This is a genomic window from Sphingomonas sp. LT1P40 (genome assembly GCF_036663835.1).
Classification (GTDB): Bacteria; Pseudomonadota; Alphaproteobacteria; order Sphingomonadales; family Sphingomonadaceae; genus Sphingomonas.
Genome location: NZ_JAXOJT010000001.1, coordinates 2,183,664 through 2,207,368, shown reverse-complemented (window position 1 = coordinate 2,207,368; position 23,705 = coordinate 2,183,664). Strand labels below are relative to the sequence as shown.

The window sequence follows — 23,705 nt, the reverse complement described above, 5'->3', positions numbered from 1 at the left end:
GTTCAATGATTGTGACGCGGCAGCTTTTTCGATGTCTGCCGATATTTGAGCGCAAACTCCATCACCCCGCCTTCGCCGAGCTGTCCGGTTTTCTCGCGGAACAGCTCTTCCCACGGCGTGTTGCTCGGCGGGATTTCGGGCAAGCCATCAGCCTGACGGCGCGCGATCTCGTCGGCGTCCACCAGCATGTCGCACGTCCCGGCATTTAGGTCGACGCGGATGATGTCGCCATCGCGCAACCATGCGAGCCCGCCCCCCGCCGCACTTTCGGGCGAAGCGTTGAGGATCGACGGACTGTCCGACGTCCCCGACTGGCGCCCGTCGCCGAGTGTCGGCAGCCACTGCACGCCACGCTGAATCAGCGCGTCGGGTGGCTGCATGTTGACCACCTCGGCCGATCCTGGCCATCCGAGAATGCCCGATGAGCGCATCACCAGGATGCTGTTCTCGTCGATGTTCAGCGCCGGGTCGTTGATGCGGTGGTGATAATCGTCCGACCCGTCGAACACGACTGCGCGCGCCTCGAAAACGCCCTCCGCTCCGGGTCGGGCCAGATAACGCTGGCGAAACTCGTCCGAAATCACCGACGTCTTCATGATCGCGAAATCGAACAGATTGCCCTTGAGCGTCAGGAAGCCCGCCTTGCCTTGCAGCGGATCGGCGAAGGGGCGGATCATCTCGCGGTCGCGGCTTTCGTGCCCGGCCAGATTGTCGGCGATGCTGCGGCCCGTGACGGTCAGGCAATCGCCGATCAGCTTGCCGGCGCTCAGCAATTCCCACATCGCCGCGGGCACGCCGCCGGCACGGTGGAAACGCTCGCCCAGATATTGCCCCGCGGGCTGCATGTTGACGAGCAACGGCAGGTCATAGCCATGCTCGGTCCAGATCTCGGGCTCGAGCTCGATCCCGGCGTGCCGCGCCATCGCCACGATATGCGGCTGGGCGTTGCTCGATCCGCCGCACACGCTGACCGTCGCGATCGCGTTCAAGAACGCCTCGCGGGTCAGGATGCGCGACGGGCGCAGATCCTCGTGCACCATTTCCACGATGCGGCGTCCGGTGCGATAGGCATATTGGCCGCGTTCGCGATATGGGGCAGGAATCGCGGCGCAGCCGGTCAGCGAGAGCCCCAAGGCTTCGGCGACGGCGTTCATCGTCGATGCCGTGCCCATCGAATTGCAATGGCCCAGCGACGGCGCACTGGACGTCGCTCGGTCGAGAAACTCGGCTTCGTCGATCAGTCCGGCTGACAGCGCGCGGCGGCTGCGCCAGATCACCGTGCCCGATCCGACCAGGTCGCCGTCATGCCAGCCATCCAGCATCGGCCCGCCCGACAACACGATTGCGGGAATATCGACCGTGGTTGCCGCCATCACCTGTGACGGCGTGGTCTTGTCGCATCCGGTGGTGAGCACGACGGCATCCAGCGGATAGCCGTTCAGGATCTCGACCAGCCCGAGATAGGCCAGGTTGCGGTCGAGTGAGGCAGTCGGGCGGCGGCAATTCTCGAAAATCGGGTGGACCGGAAACTCGATCGGAATGCCGCCAGCATCGCGAATGCCGTCGCGCACCCGTTTGGCGAGATCGACATGGACGCGGTTGCACGGGGACAGGTCGCTGCCCGATTGCGCGATGCCGATGATCGGCTTGCCCGACTGCAATTCCTCGGGCGTCGTTCCGTAGTTCATGAAGCGCTCGAGATAGAGCGCTGTCATGTCCCAGCGTTCGGGATTGTCGAACCAGTCACGCGATCTCAGTCTGGGGGACGGCGCGGACTCGGTCACCGGCGCTTGACGCCCTTGGCCTGCCGCGTGGCGAGGCTGGGCGCGGCGTCGGATTCGCGCCGGATAAGGGAATAGGGCAATGTCATCTGCTGCTCCTCAGCGGGCTCGCCGGCCTTGCGTGCACGCATGATCGTGGCGATTGCTGCGACGGCCCAGGCGGTCATCTCGCGGATCGGCTGGCGGATGGTGGTCAGTTCGGGCCAGATGGTGCTTGCCATTGCGGTATCGTCAAACCCGCAAACCGTAATGTCGTTCGGAACGTCGAGATGGCGACGGTGCGCGACCGCGACGGTTGCCGCCGCCATATCGTCGTTCGATGCGAAAATGGCGGTCGGTCGGGGCGTGACTGCCAGAAGGCGCTCAGCGCCGTCCATGCCCGAGCGATAGGTAAAGCGGCCTTGCACGATCAACTCATCCGACGTTTCGAGCCCGGCATTGGCCATTGCCGCCAGATAGCCGTTCAGCCGCCGCCCGCTAGCGACCTGTTCGGGATTGCCGATGATGAAGCCGATACGGCGGTGACCCAGATCGATGATGTGCTGAGTCATGTCATAGGCGGCCTGGAAATCGTCGATCATCACCGCGCCATGCGTGCCGGTCGCCTTCCCCGGCCCGACTGCAATCGCGATCGCGTCGAGTTCGCTGACCAGGTCGAGTACGCGCTGGTCGTCGCACAACGGTGGCGGCAGGATGAAGCCCTTGATGCCGCCTTGCGTCAGATTGCGCACCAGCGCCTGGGCCTCGGCGACATCGAGGCAGTTTTGCACGATCAAGAGGATATCGTTGCGTGTCGCTTCCTCGAGCGCACCCATCAGGAACTCGCTGAGGTACGAAGCCGACGGGTTGTCGAACAGCACGGCGATGCGCAACTGATCTCCGCCAGCCAGGCTGCGTGCGGCGCGGTTGGGCATATAACGCAGCGCCGCGATGGCGTCGGTCACCTGTTTGCGCGTTGTCGCGCGAACGTTGGAATCGCCGTTGATTACGCGGCTTACCGTCATGGGCGAACAGCCTGCGGCGGCAGCGACATCGGATATGGTCGGGGCTTTGCCCTGGCGGCGCCCTTGGCGGGGCGTGGTAGCGCTCTTTTCGCTCATGCCACGGGTCCCTAATTCGTCTTCCGTGTCCGCGCTAGGCGAATATCCGGCGTGGTGCAGCACGATCATATTCCCGGGGCCTCGGGAAAGCGTTGTGCGCGATACCATGACAGCGGCTGGGCGGGCGCCGGATGACCCGGGGGCAGGGGGCGCTTTGAAAGGGATTGGAAATAGGCGATCGAGGCGTCTCTCCACCATTGCGCTTCGCTTCGCTGTACCGCAAGCAATGCTGCGACTTCGGCATGGCGCCGGTCGTCGATCCGTCCCCGCAGCCGATCCCATTGCGCCGCCATGTCATCGACCCCGGCGACGCCCCGGTCATAGCGGACGACCAGTTCATCCCAGACGGTGCGCCCAGTGACGAGCCGGTCGTCCCAGCGCTTGCGATGGAACCACAACAGCCAGGGCAGCGCGGGATCGCGCTGATCGGCGTAGCGCCTAGCCAATGCGGCGGGATATTGGCCAAGCGCGTTGCTGCCGGTCGCACCACGGTCGACGCCAATGCCGTCGGCATCGGCACGGTGATAATAGACCGGGTTCCAATCGGGGCGGGCGAGATCGTCGACCCATGGCGCAGGGCCGAAATGATAATCGCTGCCCATCAAATGCGCGAGGCCGAGGGGTGTCATATAATCGACCACCGTTTGACGGCTGGGCAGCATGATTGCCGCGACGGCGTCGATCAGTACCGGGTCGGGGGCGAACGTCTGGGCGACCCATTCGCGCGCGATGGCATCGGACGACCGCGTCGGGTTCCACGCCATTCGACCGAAGGCATACCAGTTCGCCTGATCGAAATGCGACCCGCTCCAGTTGCGGTCGGACCCGATATTGGCGACTCCCGCGATCAGGCTGGGGGTCGATTGTGCAATTCTTTTTGGACCGGCGACAATGTCGGCCAGCGTCGCGTGGCCATTCCCGAGGGCACCGGTATCGAGTGCTTCCTCGAACAATGGCGCGAGATAGGCGAGGTGAGTCGAGAAGCCGAGATATTCCTTGGTGATCTGCAGTTCGAGGCCAAGCTGCGTCCGTGGCATCGAGCCGAACAGCGGGCTTATTGGTTCGCGCGGCTGGAAATCGAGCGGGCCGTTCTTGACCTGCACGATGACATTGGCGTCGAACGTTCCGTCGAGCGGTTGAAAGGCGCGATACGCCTGCATCGTGCGCTCGACCGCCGGGTCGGGGTCATAGACGAAGGCGCGCCAGATCACGACGCCGCGCTGATTCACCGCACGCGCCAGCATATTCGCCCCGTCGGCGTGGGTGCGGCCATAATCCTGCGGCCCCGGCTGGCCCTCGCTATTGGCCTTGACGAGGAAGCCGCCGAAGTCGGGGATGGCGGCATAGATTTCATCCGCTTTGGCCCGCCACCAGCGCTGGACACCGGGATCAAGCGGGTCGGCGGTGGGGAGGTCCCCCAGATCGCGCGGTGCCGAGAAGCGCGCCGAGAGAAACACGCGAATGCCATAGGGGCGCAGCGTGTCGGCCAGCGCCTTGGCCTTGATGATGAAGCGCGGCGTCAGGAAGGTCGCGGGCGCGTTGACATTGTTCACCGTGACCGCGTTGATGCCGATCGAAGCGTTGGCGCGCGCATAATCGATCAGGCGGGGATCGACATAGCCGGGCAAACGCCACCATACAAAGATCGAGCGACCGGCATAGCCGCGCTCGACGCTGCCATCCAGATTGTCCCAATGATCAAGCATGCGCAGCGCGACGTGCGGGGCATCGCTTTGCGGCAGCGCGTTCAGCGGCGCTTGCTGCTGGATATGACGGATCAGTGCGAAGCTGCCGTAGAGCAAGCCGATGTCGTCGGCCGCCGACACGACGATGCGCCCGTTCAACCGGTCGATGCGAAATGCGCCCGGCGGGGTGGGGCCGCGCTGCCGTGCCAATCCCTTTGCGCATGACCGGTCGCGGCGGCATAATAGTAGCGCTGACGATGTGCCCGGCGTTACTGCCAGCGGCCTGTCGAGCCAGATCCCAAAAGCGCGCGTCAGTTCGGAAGTCGCCGCCGCGACGGTTGGGCTTGGCGGCGCATCGATCGCCAGTGCCGGTGCGATCGTTGCGACTTGCGCAGCATAGGCCGGCGTCAGCGGGCGATAACGCAGCCATAATTCATAGCCGTCTTCGGCACTGGCTGGATGCGCGGTGAGCACCATGGCGAACGCCCAGGCGGTGAGTGCCACTAAGCCGCGCATCGCTTTCTCGCCCTCCCGTTCACGTCACCATGGCTTGACAGCCCGCGCTGCATTCTTTCATGATAGCGCTAACAATAAGCGCGGGGGTTCGATCCGCGCAAGTGAAATTGGGAGAGTGACGATCATGCGTATCACTTTGGCAGCCGCGCTGCTTGCGACGACTATGGCTGTTCCGCTGACGCAGGTCATCGGGCAGCAAACGGCCCCGATCTCGGCGGCTTCGACTGCAAGGCCTGCTGCAGACGCTCCTTATCGCAATGTGCGCCTGCCGGTGGATGCACGCGTTGCCGATCTGCTCGCGCGGATGACGCTGGAGGAGAAGGTAGCGCAGATCATCACCTTGTGGGACAGCAAGGCTGAAGTGCAGGACATCGACACGCGCTGGAACCCGGTCAAGGCATCGGCGAAGTTCCCCGCGGGTCTTGGCCAGCTTGCGCGCCCGTCCGATCGCAGCGGTCCAAGCAGCCCGCGCACCAACAAATTGCGTTCGATCCAGGAAAGCGTCGATTATGTGAACGCGGTTCAGACCTGGGCGACCAAGCAAACGCGGCTGGGGATCCCCGTCCTGTTCCATGAAGAAGCGCTGCATGGCCTTGCGGCGCGTGACGCGACCAGCTTTCCGCAGTCGATCGCCATGGCGTCCACCTGGGATCCCGACCTGATCCGCGACGTGAACAGCGTCATCGCGCGCGAAGTTCGCGCGCGGGGTGTGCCCTATGTCCTGTCGCCCGTGGTCGATGTTGCGCGCGATCCGCGCTGGGGACGGATCGAGGAGACGTTCGGCGAGGATCCTTATCTCGTCAGCGAGATGGGTGTAGCGGCGGTCGAGGGGTTGCAGGGCAGAGGCCCCGTTGGCCCGCTCGCGCCGAGCAAGGTATTCGCGACGCTCAAGCATATGACAGGCCACGGCCAGCCCGAAAGCGGCACCAATGTCGGCCCCGCGCCGATCGCCGAACGCACGCTGCGCGAGGATTTCTTCCCGCCGTTCGAGGCGGTGGTCAAACGCACCGGCATCGAAGCGGTGATGGCCAGCTATAACGAGATCGACGGGGTTCCCAGCCACGTCAACAAATGGCTGCTCGGCGACGTGTTGCGCGGCGAATGGGGTTTCACGGGTGCGGTCGTTAGCGACTATTACGCGATCGACGATCTGGTGAAACTGCACAAGATCGCCCCCGACCTTGCCGATGCGGCGCGCCAGGCGCTGGCCGCCGGGGTGGATAGCGATTTGCCCAATGGCGCGGCCTACAAAACGCTGGTCGAGTCGGTGCGGGCGGGCAAGGTGAAAGAGGCCGACATCGACGCTGCGGTGACGCGGATGCTGCGGATCAAGTTCCTGGCGGGCCTGTTTGAAAATCCGTTCGCGCGCTTCAAGGATACGACCGTCACCAACAATGCCGATGCCATCGCCCTGGCGCGGCGGACCGCCGAAAAGTCGCTGGTGCTGCTCAAGAACAACAGTGCGCTGCCGCTGGCACTCCCTGCTGCAGGCGCAGCGAAGCCGGTCATCGCCGTAATCGGACCCAACGCGGCGGTCGCGCGGCTTGGCGGCTATTATGGCATTCCGCCCAAGACGGTGTCGCCGCTCGACGGAATCAAGGCGCTGGTCGGCGACAAGGCCACGATCGTCTATAACGAGGGCGTCAAGATTACCGAAAATGACGATTGGTGGGCCGATGAGGTCAAGCTCGCCGATCCCGCCGTCAACCGCCAGCGCATCGCCGCTGCGGTCGAGGCGGCGCGCGGTGCCGACCATATTTTGCTGTTCCTGGGCGACACCGAGCAGACCAGCCGCGAAGGCTGGGCCGATACCCATCTGGGCGACCGATCGGACATCGACATCGTCGGCGAACAGGAGGAACTGCTCGACGCGCTGAAGGCGCTGGGCAAGCCGGTTGTCGTGGTGCTCGTCAACGGACGGCCGCCTTCTTATCCGGGCGTGATTGCCAAAGCCGACGCCATTCTCGAAACCTGGTATGGCGGCGAGCAACAGGGGCATGCCATCGCCGACGCGCTGTTTGGTCGGGTCAATCCAGGCGGCAAGCTGCCGGTCACCGTCGCGCGCAACGTCGGCCAGCTGCCCTTTTTCTACAACCACAAGCCGACCGCCCGGCGCGGCTATCTGTTCGATGACAAGGCACCGCTGTTCCCCTTCGGCTATGGGCTGAGCTATACCAAATTCACGATCAGCGCGCCGTCTCTGTCGGCGACCTCGATTGCTGCGGGCCAGCCGGTGACGGTGACGGTCAATGTCGCTAACAGTGGCCAACGCAGCGGTGACGAGGTGGTCCAGGTCTATGTCCGCGACAGCGTCAGCTCGGTCACCCGGCCGGTCAAGGAATTGAAGGGCTTCCGGCGTGTCACGCTGAAGCCGGGCGAGACCAAAAAAGTGGCGATCACATTGCCCCCCGAAGCCTTTCAGATGTGGAACGTCGCGATGAAGCGGGTCATCGAACCCGGCGAGTTCGAGATCATGGTCGGCGCCAATTCGTCCGAGGTGCAGAGCGTCAAGCTGGTCGTCACGCCATGACCGACGCACGTTGCTCACGACGTCAGGCGCTGCTTGGCCTGTCGGCGCTGTCGCTGACGGCCTGCGCCGGAAATGGCCGGACCCCGGTCGGTGCCGCGCCAGCCAGCGGCGAAGGCCTCCACCAGATCGCCGCGCGCAAGGGTCTGCGCTTCGGCTCGGCCATCGCTTACGGTGCTGAAGGCTCGGACAGCGGCTCGATCGGCAACCCTGCCTATCGTGCGATCGTCGAGCGCGAATGCGGGCTGCTCGTTTCCGAAAACGAGCTGAAGTGGCAGGCGACCCGGCCCGGCCCCGACCAGTATAACTTCGCCGCGTTCGACTCGATCGTCCGTTATGCCAAGGCAAAGGGCCTTGATGTCCGTGGTCACACGCTGCTGTGGCATCGCCCGAAATGGCTGCCGGAGTGGGTCAATAATTACGACTATGGCGCGCGCCCGGCGACTGAAGCGGCGCGGCTGATAACCAGCCATATCGAGACGGTGACGCGTCGCTATGCCGGCAGCATTCACAGCTACGACGTTGTCAACGAATTGTTCGACGACAAGACCGGTGCCTTTGTCGACACATCGATGTCGAAGGCGATGGGGAGCCACGAAGCCGTGGTCGATCTCGCCTTTCACACCGCGCGACGCGAGCTTCCCGACGCCGAGCTTGTCTATAACGACTATATGAGCTGGGAGCCGGGTCATGCGAACCACCGCGCCGGCGTTCTCCGCCTGCTGGAGGGGTTTCGCAAACGCGGCGTGCCCTGTGATGCATTGGGAATCCAGTCGCATATCGAAATACGGACGATCGATCGCGCGACCGGCATCGGTCCCTATGATCTCAAGGAATGGCGTGCCTTTTGCGACGCCGTTACCGGCATGGGGTACCGGCTGCTGCTCACCGAATTCGACGTTAAGGACAATGGCTTGCCCGCCGATTACGCAGCGCGCGATGCCGGGGTCGCTAACTATACGCGCGCCTATCTGGAGGTGATGCTCTCCTACCCACAGCTTCGCGACATATTGGCGTGGGGCATGGTCGACAAATATAGCTGGCTTCAGGGCTTTGCGCCACGCGCGGACGGTTTGCCTCAGCGTTGCTGCCCCTATGGCGACGACTACCGGCCGCACCCGATGCGCGCCACGCTTGCCGAGCTGCTTGCGGGCGCGCCGGCGCGTCCGCCGCGCGCTTGACCGCACGGCAGCCGCAACGAAGAAAGGGCGAATGACCACAGCGCCCGGTTGTCGCCCCGCCGAAACAGCGACCATCGATGTCATGGCGATCGGGGCCGAACGATCGCCGCTGATCCGGATCGACGGTGCCACCAGCGATCCGCGCGCTCTGGTCGATTTTGCCTGTAAAGCGGTTTCCTTCGCGCCGGTCGCGGACAATCTTTACCCTGGCCTGCGTGCGCCCATGCCGCTCGATTATGTGCGATCGATGGTCGCTCGGCTCGATCCGCTCATTCGCCGGGTTTATGAACTGGACCAGGTCCGGCTGGCGCGCGCGGAATGCTTCTTCTCGGTCGTCACGAAGCCCGCGTCCGATCTTGTCCCGCTTCAGACCGTGCCGCACATCGACACCAGCGACCCGCTTCATTTTGCGACGGTCCATTACCTCTGCTCAACGCGTTTCGGCGGCACTGCCTTTTTTCGCCAATTGTCGACGGGATATGAGATGATCTCGCCGGATCGCGAAGCGAATTGGGACCGCGCACGCGATGGAGCGTTGCTGACGCATAGAAGCGCCGCTTACCCGTCCGCCGATACCGCCGATCATGTTCGGGTCGCCGCAATCCCGGCGGCGTTCGACCGGCTGATTGTTTATCGCAGCAACGCGCTGCATGCCGGAATTATCGATCCGACGGTCGATCATCCAGCCGATCCGCGTGCCGGTCGCCTGACCGCCACGATGTTCATCGCCTATCGGCGGAATACGACACGACCGACGTAAAAAGGACCGCCACTTGGGGAAAGTGGCGGTCCAAAGGTTGGGGAAGGTCGCTGTGCGTCAGAAGGTGAAGCGCCCCAGGATCGTGAAGCGCCGGTCGCTCATATACCATTGGCGCGGCACATATTGGATTTCGCCGGCACCGTTGAGCACTGCCGCTTCCGTCCGCGTCTGGGAATTAAGCAAGTTCACCGCCTGAATGCCCAGCTTGAACTGGTCGGTCACGGTAACCGTTGCCGAGGCGTCGAGCTGACCATAAGCGCGCTGGAAGATCGGATCGAACGGCGTGATCACGTCGCGGATCGTCAACAGATAGCGTGAGCGCCAGTTGTACGAGGCCCGAAGCGAAAGCTTCCCGAGATCGATGAAGGGCGTAAAGTTGATCGTATGCCTCGACAGTCCCTGAAGCGGGAACGCATCACCGGTAATCGCCGACTGGCGACCGGCCGCAACATCGGGATCGGTCGCCGACAGGGTCGTCTGCGGCACGCCCGATGACTCGACATAGGTATAGGTCGCCTGCAGACCCAGCCCGGCCAGCGGTCCCGGCAGGAAATCGAAGATCTGCTGATACGACACTTCCGCACCGCTAACCTTGCCCGTTTCGGGCGAATTGACCGCAGTCGTCAGCACGACCGGGAAAGTCGCACCATTGTTGGTGAGGCTGATCGACGTCGTGGAGTTGGTGACGACGTCGTAAAGCCGCTTGTGGAACAGCGAGAGGGTGATCTGCCCGACCTTGCTGAAATAATATTCGGCGGTGAGGTCGAAATTGTCCGATGTCGTCGGCAACAGATTCGGATTGCCCGCGGTGACCGTGGACTGGATCGTAAAGCTGCCCGGAATTGCCGCGCCGCCACTATCGACATTCTGGTTCGCGCTTAGGCCGGTCACGTTGAAATAGTTGCGTGAGAAGCCGAACGGCGGTGCGAACACGCCCTTGAAATAGCCGGCCCGGAATTGCAGCCCGCCGCCTGCTTCAAGCTTCAAATTCACACTCGGCAGGAAATAGTCATAGTTCGTCTCGGCATCGATCGAAAGCAGCGCGCCGTTCAGATAGTTACGCGCCTGCTGTCGCACCGCGGGCGTGAAGGTACAAAAGCCTGTTGCCGGTTGGGGCGGGACCTGCGCTGCGGCGTCGGCACAGGCCTGTTCGGTGGTGATCGACGTCGGGTTGTTTGCGAACTGCTGGAAACCCTGCGAGGTTCGTTTGGTATGGGTGTAGCGCAGTCCGACATTGCCGGAGAAGCGCAGGCCGCCGCCGAACTCGGTATCGAATTTGACCATGCCATAGATCGCGAAATTCTTGTTCTGCTGCGGGTTGATTTCGCCTGGCTGAAACGGTGTTCCGGCAACATTGCCGCAGCGGTTGGCCAGCGAGTTCCAGCCGGCGTTGATCGTGCGGCCATCGACGCCGCACGTGGTGGTCCCTTGCCATTCGCGCGCGATCGAGTTCGCATAAGCGATATAGGCATCACGATCCGCGACGGTGTCGCCAGCAAAGAACAGCCGTCCCTGACCCCCGATCGGATTGTTGGCCGCCCCGCGGAAGAAATTGGGATAAGTGATCGCTTCGTAATTGGCCAGCGGCGCACCGCCATTGCCGCCAGTCACGCCATCGACATTATCGTCGAACCACACCGGTCCGCCATTGCCCCATTGCTCGCTGAGCACACCCCAGTTGTAGATCGAGAAGCGCGCCGTCTGCTCGGTATCGGCATAACGCCCGCCGACCTGAACTGATTTCAGGAAGCCGCTGTCGGGGAAGGAGAGTTCTGCGTCCAGGCGGAAGGCATCTTCGCGGCCTTCGCTCTGTTCAATATGATCCATCGCGGCGCGATAGAAGCTGTTGAACGGGTCGGTGAAGCTTTGGTGCGTCCCGGTGAAATAGGTCGGCGAATTGCCGTTTGATCCCGGCGCGCCGGGGCAGGGCAGCGGGTCGCAGGTCTGTGGCCGCAGAAACTGAACGTTCGGCAAGTCATGGCCGTTGAGCTTGATCGCTGCGTCCTGATAGGTCGTCGCCCACAGCGTGTTGTCCTCGACATCGCTTTTCGAATCGACATGCTGATAATCGAAGCTAACCGCGAAATTGTCGCTCGGCGTCCAGCGCAGATTAGCCGAATAGTCCGTGGTCTTGATCGTCTCATAATGATCGCGCCGGATGTTGTTCGACTGCAGCCCCAGGATCGGCGTGCGGACGTCGCCGCCATTTTCGATCTGCTGGTCGGCGCGCCAGCCGGTCGGGCCGGTGATCACGCCATTCTCGAACACGCCGCTGTCGTCGAAATCCAGCGAGGTGCCGGCGACGGCACGCGAATCGCCGTTGTTCGACACATTGTCGGTCGCGATTTCGATCGTATTCTCGCTCCACGCCTGACGCGCGTCGGACCGCAGGAACTGGAAGGTCGCCGCCAGCGACCCATCGTTGCTTTTCCACTGCAACGCGGCCGAATAACCATAGCGCTCGCGGTTGAAATTCTGACGGCCCATCACTGCGCCGCGCGGGAACAGTTGCGACGGTCCGGCGGTCGCGCCGGCGAAGGGAACGACGTCGGTACGCGTCCCATCCGAATAGGTGGTGCGAGGGCGGAAGCTGGAGATGCCGATACGGTCGGCTTGCGAGTAGAGCTGCGAGTAGGAAACACTGCCGAGCAGTCCGATCTCGCCGATGCCGGTCGACCAGCGGTTGCTGACCAGTGCGGAGAGAGTCGGTGCCGACCGCGAGACGAAATCGCCATAGTTCATCTCGGCAGACCCTGCGATGAGCAGACCGGTCTGATCGAAGGGCAAACGGGTGCGCAGGTTGACGATACCGCCGATACCGCCCTCGATCAGATCCGCCGACGGCGTCTTGTAGACATCGACGCCGGCAAGCAGTTCGGACGGCACGTCGGCAAAGCTCAGGCCTGAGCCATTGCCGGCGCTGAACGCTTCGCGGCCGTTGAAACGCGACCCGACATAGCTGAGGCCACGGATAGTGACACCCGATCCTTCGACCGAGAAATGGTCGGGATCGACGCCCGCTGAAAAGCGGTTGATCGTGATGCCGGGGATGCGCTGGAGCGCTTCGGTGACCGACCGGTCGGGAAGCGCCCCGATGTCTTCGGCGGTGACCGAGTCGATGACGGTGTCGGCATCTTCCTTGCGCTTCTGCGCGCTTTGCAGCGCGGCGCGGAAGCCGGTGACGACGATGTCCTCGGCGCTCGTTGTCTCGGCGGCGGGATCAGTTGCGGTGTCCTGGGCAAATGCCGGGGTAGCGATTATCGCGGCGGTAACAATCGCCAGCGTCGAAGCACTCAGCCGAAGCCATGGCGCACGCTGATTCGTGAGCTTTGCTTCACGAGAAAATATCGTTGCAACAGGCATTTAACCCCTCCCATGTCACGGACCGTTTCGGCCTCATATGGTTGCGCACTTCAAAAGGTAGCGCTACCATTTCCTCGTCATATGACATAGGCGCTGTTTCGACAAGCGGTGATTTGCGCTAAACAATAATCACGACGATCGAATGTAACAAAACAGTCGGGGTCGGAGGGGGAATGCCATGGAAACGACCAGGATTCAGTCGATTGTCATCGTTGGTGGGGGCACTGCCGGATGGATGACCGCCGCGGCGCTCGCCCGTATCCTGGGTCCCGACTATGCCAGCATCACCCTGATCGAATCCGACGAGATCGGCACGGTCGGGGTGGGCGAGGCGACGATCCCGCAAATCAATATCTTCAACCGGATGCTCGGGATCGACGAGGACGATTTCGTCCGCCGTACCAAGGGAAGTTTCAAGCTGGGCATCGAATTCGTCGATTGGGGCGGAATCGGCCAACGCTATTTCCATCCGTTCGGCAACATCGGCGTCGACATGGCTGGCGTGTCGTTCCACGCGCATTGGCAACGGCTGCGTGGTGAGGCCGAATTCGCCGATGTCGAGGATTATTCGGTAATGGCGAAGGCGGCGCGCCACGACAAATTCATGCGCCCGACGACTGCACCTGGCTCACTCCTCTCGTCGATCGCCTACGCCTTTCACTTCGATGCCGGGCTTTACGCGCTCTATTTGCGCGAACTGGCTGAGGGAAACGGGGTGCGCCGTATTGAGGGGCGGATCACCGGTGCCACACGCAATGGCGAGACAGGCCATATCGATCATGTGACGATGCAGGACGGGCGCACGATCCCCGGGCAATTGTTCATCGATTGCTCGGGATTCGGCGGCTTGCTCATCGGTCGCGAGCTCGGCGTGCCCTATATCGACTGGGCGGCGTTTCTGCCGTGCAACCGCGCTGTCGCGGTCCCGTGCGAGCTGAGCGAAGCGCTTCCGCCCTACACCCGCTCGACAGCGCGCGCGGCGGGCTGGCAATGGCGCATTCCGCTCCAGCACCGAATTGGCAATGGGCATGTCTATTGCGGCGACTATATCAGCGACGACGAGGCTGCGGCGGTGTTGCTCGCCAACCTTGATGGCCGCCCGCTTGCCGATCCACGCTTCCTGAAATTCACGACTGGCCACCGCGCACAGTTTTGGGAAAAGAACTGCGTGTCGATCGGCCTCTCGGCTGGGTTCATGGAGCCGCTTGAATCGACTAGCATCTGGATGATCCAGACGGGTATTGCGCGCTTGCTATCGAACTTCCCCGATCAGGGCTTCGAATCCGCGAGCATCGATCGGTATAACCGGCTGATGATCGAGGAGAGCGAGTTGGTGCGCGATTTCCTCGTTCTCCATTATCATGCGACGACGCGCGACGATTCCGACTTCTGGAATTATTGCCGGACCATGCCGATCCCCGATCGGCTTGCCGAGAAAATCCGCGTTTTCCAAAGCAGCGGCCGTGCGTTTCGTGAGCATGAGGAATTGTTCAACGACACCAGCTGGTTCGCGGTAATGGAGGGTCAGCGCCTCGGCGCCCGTGGTTTCGACCCGGTGGCCGAGCTGATGCCGATCGAACAGACCCGCGAACGGCTGCGCCAGATCAAGGCGGCGGTGACCGCATCGGTCGATCATATGCCGCGCCACTGGGACTTCATTCGCGACAATTGCGCCGCATGAAAAAAAGGGGCCGGTCGCCCGGCCCCTTCGTCGTTATGGATGAGCAAGCTCAGCCTTCCATGGCCTCGAGTTCCTTGCCCTTGGTTTCGACGATGAACTTCTTGACCAGGAAGAAGCTGATCGTCGCGCAAATCGCATAGAAGCTGTAGCTCGCCGCGAGCCCGAGTCCGACCGCCATGATCGGGAAGCTGAATGAGATGAGGAAGTTGGCGAACCACTGGAAAAACCCGCAGACCGCCAGCGCGGAGCCGCGAATCTGGTTCGGGAACATCTCGCCGAGCATCACCCACATGATCGGGCCCCAGCTCAGATTGAAGAAGATCACATAGAGGTTGGCCGCGATCAACGCGAGCGTGCCGAGCGAAGATGACAGTTGCAGCTGACCTGCGCCGTCGAGCGTACCGTTGGCGAAGGCATACACCAGCGCGAACAAAGTCACGGCCATGCCCGCCGAACCGATCAGCAACAGCGGCTTGCGCCCGATCCGGTCCACCAGCGCGATCGTGCCGAAACAGGCCGCGATCGACACCAGGCCCGATACGATATTGATCTGCAGCGACTGGTCTTCGGTAAAGCCCGCAAGCTGCCATAGGGTGGCGCCGTAATAGAAGATGATGTTTATCCCGACGAGTTGCTGGAACACCGCGAGCAGCAGGCCGGCCCACACGATCGGGCGTACGCCGCCCTTCACCGGGTCGAGGATATCGGACAGGCGCGGGCGATGGTCAGCGCTGAAACTGGCCCTGATCTCCTCGATCTTGGTGGACGCAGCGGTGGCGCCGAACAGGCTGGTCAGCACGCGGCTGGCGTCGTCGAGCCGACCCTTCGACACCAGATAGCGCGGACTTTCCGGGATGAAGAACAGTGCGACCAAGAACACGGCGGCAGGCACCGCTTGCATCAGGTACATCCAGCGCCACGCCTCGATCCCAGCCCAATAGGGCGCGGTGGAGGCGCCCGCACTCGCGGCGAGGAAATAGTTGACGACAAACGCGGCGGTCAGCCCGGTGATAATCATGATCTGCTGAACCGTGGTCATCCGCCCGCGAATATTGGCGGGTGCGACCTCGGAAATATAGGCTGGCGACAGCACGCTGGCGGCACCCACCGCCATGCCGCCCATGATACGCGCGGCGACGAACAGCCATTGCACATGGGCAAAACCCTGAATCAGCGCGCCGACCAGGAAGAGCACTGCCGACAGGATCATGACGTTGCGCCGGCCCATTACGTCGGCAAGCCTGCCCGCGAGAAATGCGCCGATAAAGCAGCCAATAAGGAGCGATCCGACCGTAAACCCGAGTCCGGCATCGCCGAGCGCGAATGCCGATCGCAGTCCGTCCTGCGTACCGTTGACCGCGCCGCTGTCATAACCGAACAACAATCCACCAATCGTCGCTACGGCGACAATCGCACTGATGAGTGCCAAATTGGTCTGGCTTCCCGACCTGTCGGTCATGCCCTCTCCTATAGCTTATTATGGTAGCGCTATCATGCGCAGTCGAGACGCTTCGCGCAACCCCCATTCGGTAGGACATTCGAAGCGGCATCGACGCATGACTCAAGCAGTCACAGCCTGGTCGGCTGGCATGGAATATTTCGTGCGCTGATCATGTTGCGACGATCAAGTCGAACAGTGCGTAGAAGGAAGTGTACGCTCCTTTTTTGAGGCTCGAACCTAGGACCGCTAACGGCGATCGAGGCGGGATTGCCGATGTCGACCGGCACCCGCCCGAATTGCGTCCATCCGGTGCGAGAGTGTTGAAGGGCGGGTCGCAACTGTGCGCGCCAAATTACTTGTGTGCGCCGAATTACTGCCAGCGTTACCGGCCCGGCCCGGCACCGGCAGTCGATTGACAGCGTGACCAGCCATATCGGTTTTCGCCGAATGGTCCACAAAGCGGCGTAGCGCCGATATGACACGACGCGCCGCCGGGCGCGCCGTGCCCCACATCGATCAGAACTTCGCGCGGACGCCGATTGAGTAACGGCGCTCGGACAGCGAATAGCTGTTGAGCGCGATGGCACCGGCTGCGCTATATTCCGTTGTCGCAGAATCCTTCGGCAACAGATTTTGCGCCTGGAAAGAGACTGCGATCCCCTTCGTGATGTCAATGCCAAGCTGGGCGTCGAGTTGCGAGCGTGGGCCGATCAAGCTCGGGCGGCCTTCCGAAAACTCGAACACGGCTTCATCACGGTAATTATAGGCGACGCGCGCCGAGAAGATGCCCTTCTCGTACAAGCCGACCAGATTGTAGCTGTTCTTCGACACCGCAACGAGCGGGAAGCCGGCGTTATCCTCCGAGTCCGAGTAGGTGTAGTTGGCGATGATGCCGAACCCGTCGAGCGGGGAGGGCAGGAAATCGAAGAATTGCTGGATGCCTACTTCAAACCCCTTGATCTTCGCGCTGGCGAGATTTTCGGGACGCGAGAAGGTGAGTTCGCGGCCCTGCGGATCGAGGTTGGTGTCGATGCCGGTGGTGACGAAGCTGGCGATGAAGTCCTGCACGTCCTTGTAGAACAGCGCGCCGGAAATCAGCGAGCTTTTGCCCGTGTAATATTCAAAGCTGATGTCCGCCTGCGTCGATACGGGCGGTTCGAGATTCACGTTGCCGCCGGTCACCGACAGGTTGGTCGCGTTGAAGAAGGTCGATGGCGCAAGGTCGGCGATCGACGCGCGCTGCATCGTTTGCGACCCCGATACGCGGATCAGGAAATTGTCGCTGACGTTGAACGCGATGTTCGCGCTGGGCAGGACGTTGGTGTAGCGATTCTTGTCGGTGACCAACGTGCTGACCGTACCGACATTGACGTAGGAATCGACCGACAGACGGGTATTGGCGATGCGCACGCCGGCATTGGCGCGATAGGGAATGCCTGCAAGCTCGCCCTCGCCCGATACCATCAGATAGGCGGCGAACGTCTTTTCGCTGAAGTCATAATCGCGTTGGCGATTGGGCAGCAGCGTCGACATGTCGTTCTGATTGGGATTGGGCTCCGCTGCCTGCGCGCGCGTGAAGACATAATCATAGGTGGGCGCGGTGCTGAGGAAGCTGCGCGGGAATGCGCCCGGAATACCGGTGAGGAAATCGCTCGTGTTGATAAGCTTCAAATAGGGTTCGATTTCGGCGCGGGTCGGCGTCACCTGGCTGCGATAGGCGTTCGAGCGGGCGTGCAGGTCGGTGTAACGCGCGCCCATCGACAGCGTCACGCCGCTGTCGAACTCATAGCTGATATCCAGCTTGCCGGTATATTCCTCCAGCAGCCCGATCAGGCGGTTGCTGCGCACGCCGTTGGTCGCGGGATTGAACGACGAATAGAGGGTGGGGTTGAACGCCCCCAGGCTGAGCGAGGGCACGGTGACATTGCGGAAATCGAATGCACCGGGGACCAGAGCGGTCGCCTGTAGCGTGATGATCTGGATGGTCTGGTCGATCGTGCCCTTGCTGTAATAGCCGTCGGCTTCGATCTTCAGACCGTCCTTTTCATATTTGCCATTCAGGCCGTAGAGGTAGCTTTCGGTCGGCTCGTTGCGGATCTGGCCGGCGGTGGTGACCGTGCCATTGGCGTTGCCCGCGACGACGGTGGTGCCATCGAGCACGCGGTTAGTGACCGGATTGGTGCCGGTGGGCAGGCGGAAGGCGAAAAAGTCCTGATGCCGCCCGGTGGTCAGCCGCGAGAACAGCGCATCGGCGGTGACGGTCAACTCAGGCGTCACCTCGAACTGCACTGCGCCGTTCAGGCCGAGGCGCGAGCGATCGACGGTGAACTGTTCGTACTGGAGCAGCACCGGCGTCTGGTTCACGCCCGCGCCAGTGCCGGTATAGGTGCGGTTGAGGAAATTGTTGCGCTCGAACGTCTGGCTGGTCGAGGTGCGCTTCTGATATTCGCCGGCCAGCATGATGCCGATGCGGCCATCGGCGAATTTGGTGGTGGCGAAGCCAGTGATCGCGGGCTCGAACTTGTCGGACACTTCGGAGTAGACGCCCTGCGCGCGGACCGAGATCGTCGGCTCCTTGAAGCTCAGCGGCTTGGGCGTGACGAGGTTAACGGTGCCGCCAAGCCCGCCCTCGGCCTGGCTGGCGAGCGGGGATTTGCGGACTTCCAGGCGGCCGAACAGGCTGGACGGGACCGAGTCGAGACCGGACGAGCGGCCGAGCTGGTCGTTCTCCGGCGGCGACAGGCGCGCGGACCAGCCGAGCAGCGTGCGACCGTCGACTTCGACGCGGACTTGCTGAAGGCCGCGCACCGAGACCGACTGACCCTCGCCGAACACGCGCGTGATCTGCACGCCGGTGACGCGCTGCAATGCTTCGGCGACATTGGCGTCGGGGAGCTTGCCGACATCCTCGGCGGTGATGACATCCATCACCTGAGACGCGTCGCGCTTGATCTCGGCCGCGCGCTGGAGCGAACCACGGATGCCGCTGATGATGACTTCCTCTTCGCCAGTCTCCGACTCGGCGGCGGGCGCGGCGTCCTGCGCGCTGGCGACCGGGGCCGCGATCATGGCGGCCGCGATGACGCCGGGTGCAACGGTGTTCTTCAAAATGTGCCGGAAATGCATGGTATTCCTCCCCAAAGTTACGGCGAATTGATCCGCTCGAACCTGTTGCCGAATGGAGATTGCCCCACCATTCGTCCGGTTATGCCACCGGTGTCAGCGAGGGATGTAGTACAACTATACCAATTTGGTCAACGCCGTTTGACAACGCGTTGTATGACAAATTACGAACGGTGTTTCGCTTCGGTTCGGACGAGGCGACGGCGGCCGACAAAAAGCGGCCGCAGCGCCGGAGCGCCGCGGCCATAGTCTAGCCACCCTCGAGAGGGGTTCTGTGGGCCGCGCGGCAAGCGCGGCGAAGCGTCAGACCTTGACCATGCGGATCGCAATCCACGGTTTGCCAGGAAGCGCGATGCTGGGCCGGGCGGGATCGCGCACGTCATAGTCGCCACTCTGCTGCATCCGGAACACCCCCTCGACCGGGGTGATCGTCATGTTCCAGGTGTCGATGATGTCGGCACGGAAGCTGTGCTTGGAATCGCCGCGGCGGCCGGGCAGGACGACTTTCCATTCGGCTGGCGCGGTCGCCCCGAAATATTTCAGATAATATTCGTTGGGCTGGCCGCCGAGATGGTAGTCCCACAGATGCTGGATCGGGTCGATGCCAGGTATCGGGCCGTCCTCCATGATCTTGCGCAAAAAGGCGAGGCGTGGGGCGCTGGTCCCCTGAAGCTTGCCGCCTTGCCCCAGCCAGGAATAATCGGCGTTGCGGTTGGCGTCGAAGGTTTCGCTGTGGCCGACATAGGTGCCGCCGATCACCCCCCACCAGAAGCGCTCGACCATCTGTTCGCCGGTCAGCTGACCCCAGCGTTTGTCCGAATTGCCCTCGTAAACGACCTCGTCGAACACCACCGGCTTCAGCACGAACTCGCGGTGGATCGCGGCGCGGTTGTCGTCGAGCACCGCTGCGCCATTCTGGACACTGGCATGGGTGATCCACGGCTTGCGGTGATCGTAATAGGTGTTGATCTGATGGATCGAGCGCAGCCGGTCGTGCGGGTCGGCGGCAACGAGAATCTGGAACAGATGATCCCAGTCGTCCATCGACTTGGTTTTCACCGCATCATATTCATTGCCCATCGACCACCAGAGATGGGCATAGGCACCCCAGCGCGCGGCGCAGTAGCGGACATAGCGCTCGTCATCGGCGCGCTTCATGTCGTTATAGCCGCGCTTTTCGTCATAGGGGTGGAACAGGATGACGTCGGCCTCGATCCCCAATTGCCCCAGGCGGACGATGCGATCCTCGTAACGGCGGAAATAATCGGGGTCGAAGCGCGTCGCGTCCCAGTCGCGCGGGCCGGGGCCGGTGCGGACGAACGGGTTGGTCGCCACCGATTCGACGTTCGGCGTCACCAGCATCCGCAGCTTGTTGAACGGTGCGCCCTTCAGCGTCTCCAGTGTCTGCGCGCATTTGGCGTCGGACTGGAGCGCCCAAGCGTAGCAGGTCGTGCCGATCAGGCGGTACGGCGTGCCGTCGGTATAAGCGAAGTGATAGCCGTCCTGCGTGACGCGCATCGGGCCGTGATTGCCGGTCGCGGGCGCGATACATTCAAAACGGCCGCGCTTATGCGCCAGCTCGCTCGCGCTGCTTTCGGTTTCCCAGCGCCAGTCGCCGATCTCCGGCGGGCTGAAGCGGACGCGATAGACGCCCTTGCCGTCGTAGAAACCGGGCACGAGGATGGTCTTGCCCGCGCCCTTGAAGATGGCGGCGATCTGGACATCGACAAACGGGTTGCCGGTCGATGGCCCGTCGAACACCAGTTCGTGCACGCCCCAGCGCGCGGTGCGCTTGATCTCGCGGTCCTGCGCCAGCACGGGCGAGGCGGCGGCACCAGCGGCGATCAGGCCGCTCTTCAACATCTGGCGACGCGATACGCTCACGATACTCTCCTGTCGGTCTCGCCGGTCCATGCCCGGCCATTGATGGTGGTGCGTGCAGCGACGGCATCGCCATGCGAAATGCGGTTGCCCTTGCGCACGCCGGTAAAGGTGCAGTCGCGCAGGCGGATGTTGGTGATCGGAAGCTCGGGATAGCCTTGCAGGTCGACGCCATATTCGCTGGCGCGACAGGTGATGTTTTCCATCAGCACGCCCCCGACGCGCGCGGGCATGAAGCGGCCACCGGCGCCTTCGCCATAATGGAGGCTGACTTGCAGCACCGCTTCGTTGACGCCGTCGATGGCGATGTCACGGAACACGATATTGTCGATATAGCCGCCACGGTGGGAGTTGCTCTTGAGCCGGAGCGCGCGTTCCAAGTCCGACCCGCCCATGCGGCAGTTGCGGACATAGACATTGCGGATGCCGCCCGACGCCTCACTGCCGAGCGAGACGCCGCCATGACCGTCGCGCATTCGGCAATTCTGGACGACGATGTTCTCGCTCGGCGTGTTCACTCGGCGGCCGTCGAAGTTGCGACCGCTCTTAACAGCAATGCAATCATCGCCAGCGGAGAAGTCGCATTGCTCGATCAGCACGTCGCGGCAGGATTCGGGATTGCAGCCGTCATTGTTCGGGCCGAGCGACCGGATGACGATGTTGCGGACGGTGACGTTGCGGCACAGTACCGGGTGGACGATCCACATTGGCGATCCGGTGATCGTTGGGCCGTCGATCAGGACATTGGTGCAGCGATAGGGCTGAATGAAGCTCGGGCGATGGTATGCGCCGGGGCCGAGCAGACGTTGTTGCGGCGGAACCCCCTGTTCGGCGAGGCGGGCGAGGCGGTTCTTGCCCTCGGTGCGCCCGGCGACGATCGCGCGGTCGGTGTGGGTGAGCCAGCTCCACCAATTGTCGATGCTGGCCTGCGCATCGATCGTGCCGGTTCCGGTGATCGCAACGTCGCGCGCGCCATAGGCATAGATCATCGGTGCATAGTTCATGCACTCGACGCCCTCGAACCGGGTGAGCACCATCGGCAGATAGTCGTTCGGATCGTTCGAGAACCGCAGGGTGGCACCCGCCGCGATGTGGAGATCGACCCGGCTGGCAAGCTGGATCGCGGCGCTGGGCCAGGCGCCCGCCGGGATCAGCACGCGGCCTCCGCCCGCGCGCGCGCAGGCGCCGATGGCGGAGCGGATCGCAGCGGTGGTCTTCGCCTTGCTGGCGGGGTCGGCACCGAAGCGGCGAATGTCGAAAGTCCGCGCGGGGAAGCTGGGCGGACGGATGCGGGCGAGGATCGCTGCGACGGGTGCCCAGCTGTCGGGAACCTTCGCTTGGGCACGGGTGCTGGCGAGAAGCAGCGAGGCTGCCCCTCCCGCCAGCAAGTCTCGCCGTTCAATCATGCAGCCGCGCGCTCGGCGTCGAGCTGTTCGAGCGACTTGCCCTCGTTACGCGGCGCCCAAATGAAGCCGATGATCCCGCTGATCGTGAGGAAGCCGACGAGGATCCATGCCAGGGTGGTGAAGCCGGTGGCAGTCAAGAACGGCACGAAGAAGGCGAAGATTCCGAGCGCAATCCGCACGACCGCGAACATCACGCCTTGTGCGGTCGCGCGTAGTGCGGTGGGGAACATCTCCGAACTCCACAGCTGAAAGAAACATTGCGCGCCAAACCCCTGGCCCACCGACATCAGCACGACATGGATGATTGCAAGCGGCAACGTCAGCGGGAACAGCGCCAGCAGCGACATGCCGAAGATCTGAATGATCGCGGAAACGCCGAACAACAGCCGCTGGTTCACCTTGTCCGCCAGCTTCATGAAGATGAAAAAGATCGATCCCATGCCGATGATGAAGCTGAGCGCCAGCACCGCGACCGACATGGCGTGGCTCTGATTACCAACGGTGCTGAGAATATAGGGGAAGAAGAAACCATTGGTGCCGGCCCACAGGTTCCAGAATAGATACATGCCGGTCAGAAATGCCATCGACCCAATATGCTGACGCGTGAACAGATCCTGCCAGCGCCCGCGCTTGGCGACTTCGCCGCTTTGCTGCGCCTCCACCCAACGCTGCGATTCCTGCATTCGTGAGCGAAGGAAGGTGAGCGCGAGCGCAAGGATGGCAAGGTGCGCGAACACGATCCGCGCGCCGAGCAGGCCGAGCGGTTCGAGCACGAGAAACATGACCAGAACGACGACCGGGCCGAGATACCACAGCACCTGTGCCACACCGCTGTGCTTGCCGCGCTTTTTGTCCGGCGCCATCTCCGCGATCAGCGACCAGCTGGCGGGGATGTCGGCACCGACGGCGAGGCCGACGAGGAAGAAGCCGATCACGATCATCCACGCGTTGACGGCAAAGACGAGCCACAACATCCCGAATGCATAGAACAGCATGTCGTATTGATAGATGCGCTTGCGCCCGAACAGGTCGCACAGTCGCCCGCCGATCAGCGCGCCGATGCCTGCGGCGATGGCGTTAGGGCCGAAAGCGCCGATCAGGCCGACGAAATCCGTGGAAAGACCATAGGCCTTGACCCACAGGGCCAGCGCTGCCGCACCCGCGACGATCGACCCGGCGTCGATGTAATTGGCGAGTCCGGCGAGGATGGTGTTCTTCCAGTCCTCCCGGTCGGCGGCGGCGGTCGTCATGGGCGGTCTC

At 62.8% G+C, this 23,705-nt stretch carries 13 protein-coding genes; 4 read left to right on the top strand and 9 right to left on the bottom strand.

All coding sequences use genetic code 11. The annotated features are described in order from the left end of the window. Positions 1 to 2: 2 nt before the first annotated feature. From U1702_RS10860 to U1702_RS10850, 3 genes are all read right to left on the bottom strand, one after another. Positions 3 to 1,784 carry an IlvD/Edd family dehydratase gene (locus U1702_RS10860; RefSeq protein ID WP_332724292.1) on the bottom strand — a complete coding sequence of 594 codons (1,782 nt, stop codon included), beginning with the start codon at positions 1,782 to 1,784 and terminating at the stop codon, positions 3 to 5. Continuing rightward, the gene (locus U1702_RS10855) at positions 1,781 to 2,881 is read right to left on the bottom strand and encodes a LacI family DNA-binding transcriptional regulator (protein WP_332724290.1); all 1,101 of its coding nucleotides are present in this window, start codon (positions 2,879 to 2,881) and stop codon (positions 1,781 to 1,783) included. Before U1702_RS10855 ends, U1702_RS10860 begins: the two co-directional genes overlap by 4 nt. A 65-nt stretch (positions 2,882 to 2,946) precedes the next feature. After that, positions 2,947 to 5,082 (bottom strand): alpha-glucuronidase family glycosyl hydrolase, encoded by a 2,136-nt coding sequence (locus tag U1702_RS10850; protein WP_332724288.1) that lies wholly within the window; start codon positions 5,080 to 5,082, stop codon positions 2,947 to 2,949. A 163-nt stretch (positions 5,083 to 5,245) separates the two neighbouring features. On the opposite strand from U1702_RS10850, the gene U1702_RS10845 reads away from it, so the two are divergent. The 3 genes from U1702_RS10845 to U1702_RS10835 are packed head-to-tail and all read left to right on the top strand — an operon-like array spanning position 5,246 to position 9,550. Continuing rightward, entirely contained in the window at positions 5,246 to 7,612 is a 2,367-nt protein-coding gene (locus U1702_RS10845) for a glycoside hydrolase family 3 N-terminal domain-containing protein (protein ID WP_332724286.1), read from the top strand. Next, entirely contained in the window at positions 7,609 to 8,790 is a 1,182-nt protein-coding gene (locus U1702_RS10840; RefSeq protein ID WP_332724284.1) for an endo-1,4-beta-xylanase, read from the top strand. The genes U1702_RS10845 and U1702_RS10840 overlap by 4 nt, the downstream gene beginning before the upstream one ends. Positions 8,791 to 8,821: 31 nt before the next feature. Next, on the top strand, positions 8,822 to 9,550 hold the full coding sequence (locus U1702_RS10835) for a DUF6445 family protein (RefSeq protein WP_332724282.1): 729 nt from the start codon (positions 8,822 to 8,824) through the stop codon (positions 9,548 to 9,550). Positions 9,551 to 9,607: 57 nt separating this feature from the next. Here the strand turns inward: U1702_RS10835 and U1702_RS10830 are convergent, their stop codons facing one another. Next, positions 9,608 to 12,913 carry a TonB-dependent receptor gene (locus U1702_RS10830; protein WP_332724280.1) on the bottom strand — a complete coding sequence of 1,102 codons (3,306 nt, stop codon included), beginning with the start codon at positions 12,911 to 12,913 and terminating at the stop codon, positions 9,608 to 9,610. Between the two features lie 178 nt (positions 12,914 to 13,091). Here U1702_RS10830 and U1702_RS10825 point away from each other — a divergent pair, with 178 nt between their 5' ends. Continuing rightward, positions 13,092 to 14,594 carry a tryptophan halogenase family protein gene (locus U1702_RS10825; protein WP_332724276.1) on the top strand — a complete coding sequence of 501 codons (1,503 nt, stop codon included), beginning with the start codon at positions 13,092 to 13,094 and terminating at the stop codon, positions 14,592 to 14,594. Positions 14,595 to 14,643: 49 nt separating this feature from the next. Here U1702_RS10825 and U1702_RS10820 read toward each other — a convergent pair whose 3' ends face one another. From U1702_RS10820 to U1702_RS10800, 5 genes are all read right to left on the bottom strand, one after another. Further along, a complete protein-coding gene (locus U1702_RS10820) occupies positions 14,644 to 16,053 on the bottom strand; it encodes a sugar porter family MFS transporter (protein WP_332724274.1) in 1,410 nt (469 codons plus the stop codon). 498 nt (positions 16,054 to 16,551) lie between these two features. Continuing rightward, the gene (locus tag U1702_RS10815; RefSeq protein ID WP_332724271.1) at positions 16,552 to 19,161 is read right to left on the bottom strand and encodes a TonB-dependent receptor; all 2,610 of its coding nucleotides are present in this window, start codon (positions 19,159 to 19,161) and stop codon (positions 16,552 to 16,554) included. Positions 19,162 to 19,461: 300 nt separating this feature from the next. Further along, positions 19,462 to 21,042, bottom strand: a complete 1,581-nt coding sequence (locus U1702_RS10810) for a DUF5060 domain-containing protein (protein ID WP_332724269.1) — start codon at positions 21,040 to 21,042, stop codon at positions 19,462 to 19,464. After that, positions 21,039 to 22,445 carry a glycoside hydrolase family 28 protein gene (locus U1702_RS10805; RefSeq protein WP_332724268.1) on the bottom strand — a complete coding sequence of 469 codons (1,407 nt, stop codon included), beginning with the start codon at positions 22,443 to 22,445 and terminating at the stop codon, positions 21,039 to 21,041. The genes U1702_RS10810 and U1702_RS10805 overlap by 4 nt, the downstream gene beginning before the upstream one ends. After that, on the bottom strand, positions 22,442 to 23,695 hold the full coding sequence (locus U1702_RS10800; protein ID WP_332724266.1) for an MFS transporter: 1,254 nt from the start codon (positions 23,693 to 23,695) through the stop codon (positions 22,442 to 22,444). Before U1702_RS10800 ends, U1702_RS10805 begins: the two co-directional genes overlap by 4 nt. Between the last annotated feature and the right edge of the window lie 10 nt (positions 23,696 to 23,705).

Excerpts from the sequence above, each read along its gene's own strand:
- U1702_RS10855 (WP_332724290.1), bottom strand. The coding sequence starts at position 2,881 with ATGAGCGAAAAGAGCGCTACCACGCCCCGCCAAGGGCGCCGCCAGGGC.
- U1702_RS10850 (WP_332724288.1), bottom strand. The coding sequence starts at position 5,082 with ATGCGCGGCTTAGTGGCACTCACCGCCTGGGCGTTCGCCATGGTGCTC.
- U1702_RS10845 (WP_332724286.1), top strand. The coding sequence starts at position 5,246 with ATGGCTGTTCCGCTGACGCAGGTCATCGGGCAGCAAACGGCCCCGATC.
- U1702_RS10840 (WP_332724284.1), top strand. The coding sequence starts at position 7,609 with ATGACCGACGCACGTTGCTCACGACGTCAGGCGCTGCTTGGCCTGTCG.
- U1702_RS10835 (WP_332724282.1), top strand. The coding sequence starts at position 8,822 with ATGACCACAGCGCCCGGTTGTCGCCCCGCCGAAACAGCGACCATCGAT.
- U1702_RS10830 (WP_332724280.1), bottom strand. The coding sequence starts at position 12,913 with ATGCCTGTTGCAACGATATTTTCTCGTGAAGCAAAGCTCACGAATCAG.
- U1702_RS10825 (WP_332724276.1), top strand. The coding sequence starts at position 13,092 with ATGGAAACGACCAGGATTCAGTCGATTGTCATCGTTGGTGGGGGCACT.
- U1702_RS10820 (WP_332724274.1), bottom strand. The coding sequence starts at position 16,053 with ATGACCGACAGGTCGGGAAGCCAGACCAATTTGGCACTCATCAGTGCG.
- U1702_RS10815 (WP_332724271.1), bottom strand. The coding sequence starts at position 19,161 with ATGCATTTCCGGCACATTTTGAAGAACACCGTTGCACCCGGCGTCATC.
- U1702_RS10805 (WP_332724268.1), bottom strand. The coding sequence starts at position 22,445 with ATGATTGAACGGCGAGACTTGCTGGCGGGAGGGGCAGCCTCGCTGCTT.
- U1702_RS10800 (WP_332724266.1), bottom strand. The coding sequence starts at position 23,695 with ATGACGACCGCCGCCGCCGACCGGGAGGACTGGAAGAACACCATCCTC.